Here is a 2,897-nt window from a genome sequence, read left to right on the forward strand (position 1 = left end):
CCAATTTCTGACTTGGCTATCTTGAGTAAATCCCATCCTAAGATTTCAGCAGATTGACGATAATTTTGATGGTAATTAAAAACATTTATATAGGGTGGAGAAGTCACAACAAAATCTATCTGATTATTTTTTAGTGGTAGAGAACGAGCATCAGATAATCCAACCCTGATCGGCTTTTGAGAGTAAGGTAGCTTAGTAATTATATTACTAAGATGTAAAAATTTTTTCTGAATAAATTCCTGAGTAATTTTATTGTTACACACATCAAGAAGGATTACTAAAGCATCAAATAAAACCTTTGACCGATCCGGTAGCATATTCCTAGTATTTTGCAATTTATCTACTAAATTTTCTACTTGATCACTGACTTCAAAAATTCTCAAAGGAAATTCTTGATCGACGATATTTCTCAGGTTTTTAAGAACTTCTTTTTTTTGAGAATCATTGATAAATTCATAGGTATGACTCATGATATAAGCAGCGGGATTAATCTCAAATCCATAAGCTTCTAGGGATAAATAACTTGCCTCTAGTAAAACAGTTCCGCTACCCACAAAAGGATCGAGAATGACCGAATTAGATGGGCAATAGAAACTTAAAATAGTCTCTATCAGTTGGGGTGAAAACTGACCTCGCCAAACAAATAAATTGGCTCTAGTTTTCTCAATAATGTCAAGTTTTTCTTGGGGTATAGGTTGATCAAAATCTGGCAACTTTCAATCTCCCTCTATTGCTAAAATCAAAATTCAGGTTCTACTTTATCTAGAGAAAAAACACCATAAAATGTTGGGGCTGAACAAAGTTCAACCCCTCAATATTTTCCTACTTGCGTCCCGGAACTGTATATTTAAAATTCATCGGGCCGGTATAACCGGAAATCTCCGCTAATTTCTCTAATATTTGGGTTCCCGAATATTCTTGACCCTTAATAATCCAAGTGGGGAAACCTTTAATTCCGGCATCGCGACAAGCTTGGGGATTACCATTAACCCCTTGGGGATCGCATTCGATATAAACCCCTTCTTTTTTGAGGATTTCTCCCGCTTCCTTACCAAATAACTGTTTTTGATCGTAACAGTGGGGACACCAAAAAGCCCCGTATTCCTTCGCGCCAATTGCTTTTAAATGTTTAGCTAGGGCAATTTCTGCCTCTCCCGAAACCGTGGTTACTTCCCAACCGTAGGGGGGGGTAGCCGCTGTCATTGGCTGGGTAATTTCTTCTTTTCCTCCTGTCACGGTGGGGGAATTTACTCCCGTATAAACCGCTAAAGTTCCCACCAAAGTAATCATCGCCACCACAACCATCGGCAGTATAATTTGTCCTAAACCTTCCCATTCGCGACCGATAATTGTGAGAATTAATAAGGTTAAAGCGAACAAAGCCGAAGTGATGCAGTAGGGACACAATTCCTTTAATTCCGTGGCTAGAATATACATTAAATAACCACTAAATACCGCCATCGCCGTCGCCCCCGCTAACAGCAATAACCAAGTATTATTTTCTAAACTTTTGCGGAGATTTTTCTGAGTTTCCCCATTAATAAATAGAGGACTGAGGGCAAAAACCGCCATGGCAATATAGGCCAAAAAACCGAACAAACTCAAGGGCAGCCCGAAAACCGTAGCGTAGGGACTATTAAGAACACCACTACAACCAGCCCCATCAGTAGCTCCGGCGGTGCAGGCAGCAGCCCCTCCCGTCAGTTTGGTAATGGTTAAATAGCCGGTCAGAATCGCCCCCACGATCGAAACGCCCCCAATTAGGGGCCGGGAGTAGCGATGAATCCAAGGTACAGAACGACGACGCATAATATTATTTAGATTAAATTACAGCAGAATTCAGGAGTCAGGAGGTAAATCGAAATGTACTTTGTCGAAAGGAAAAATTCCCTAACCATATTGTGTTAATTAGGACGTTTTCAATTCCTAAAAACTTAGGATAGCTATCCCCTGAAACTATCCGCCATTCTAGCAAGGGGTTATGTGGACAGGGGCAAAGAAGGGAGAGAATTATTAATTTTTGCCTTTTGATCGTTGATCAGGCGTGCCGTTTCCACAAATTGCGACACCCGGATCGGATCCACCGGTTCAGTAATTTTGCCATGACGCTTGAGGGAACTAGCCACGATCACCCCATCAGCAGCCAGCAGCAACTGCCCGATATTGTCTAAATCAGCCCCGCTGCCGATAAAAACCGGTGTTCCCTTGGCCGCCGCCACTGCCAGTTCCAAATCCTCAAAACTGGGGGGGCTACCGGTGGCCCAACCAGAGAGGATCACCCCGTCTGCCAGTCCCCGTTCGATCGTATCTTGCACCGCCGTGGTCAGATTAGGGGTTCCCAAGGGGCGGGCGTGTTTAACCAAAACATCCGCTAAAATTTTGACCTCAGACCCCAATTCGCGGCGATAACGCAGGAGTTCGTGGGCCTGACCCTCAATAATGCCCTGATCGGTAGCCATAACCCCCGTTAGCACATTAACCCGAATAAATTGGGCATTAACACAGGTAGCGATCGCTAAGGCACTATGGGCATCATTGCGGAGAACATTAAGACCAATCGGTAAGACCACCAGATTTTTAATGCGATCAACAATTAAAGTCATGGCACTAACCACGGCGGGATCCACCTGTTGCTTAGTAAAGGGGGCATCAAAAAAATTCTCGATAATCAAACCATCAACACCACCGGCAGCCAAAGCCGTCGCCTCCTGTTCAGCCCGCTCGATCACCGTCTTGAGACTGCCACCCCAACGGGGGGAAGTGGGCAGGGGGGCGAGATGAACCACGCCAATAATCGGGTTTTTTGTCTTGAAAGTTGCAATTAAGTTCACAGCGTATACTACTCTTAGCGTCCCCAACCATGCGCCGCTCACCCATTTTAACAGGGTGAAGGCCTA

At 44.0% G+C, this 2,897-nt stretch carries 3 protein-coding genes; all 3 read right to left on the reverse strand.

Going from position 1 to position 2,897, the window contains the following annotated elements; all coding sequences use genetic code 11:
* Nucleotides 1-713 (reverse strand): DNA methyltransferase (locus PX484_RS23790; RefSeq protein WP_288105886.1); only part of this gene is annotated, 713 nt, incomplete at its 3' end.
* 109 nt (nucleotides 714-822) lie between these two features.
* Entirely contained in the window at nucleotides 823-1,809 is a 987-nt protein-coding gene (locus PX484_RS23795) for a vitamin K epoxide reductase family protein (RefSeq protein ID WP_287764647.1), read from the reverse strand.
* Nucleotides 1,810-1,979: 170 nt separating this feature from the next.
* Nucleotides 1,980-2,831, reverse strand: coding sequence for a photosystem I biogenesis protein BtpA (gene btpA, locus PX484_RS23800; protein ID WP_287764649.1), 852 nt, complete (start codon nucleotides 2,829-2,831; stop codon nucleotides 1,980-1,982).
* Between the last annotated feature and the right edge of the window lie 66 nt (nucleotides 2,832-2,897).

This window comes from Microcystis sp. M49636_WE2 (assembly GCF_030065375.1).
GTDB classification, from domain to species: Bacteria; Cyanobacteriota; Cyanobacteriia; order Cyanobacteriales; family Microcystaceae; genus Microcystis; species Microcystis aeruginosa_C.

Excerpts from the sequence above, each read along its gene's own strand:
- PX484_RS23795 (WP_287764647.1), bottom strand. The coding sequence starts at position 1,809 with ATGCGTCGTCGTTCTGTACCTTGGATTCATCGCTACTCCCGGCCCCTA.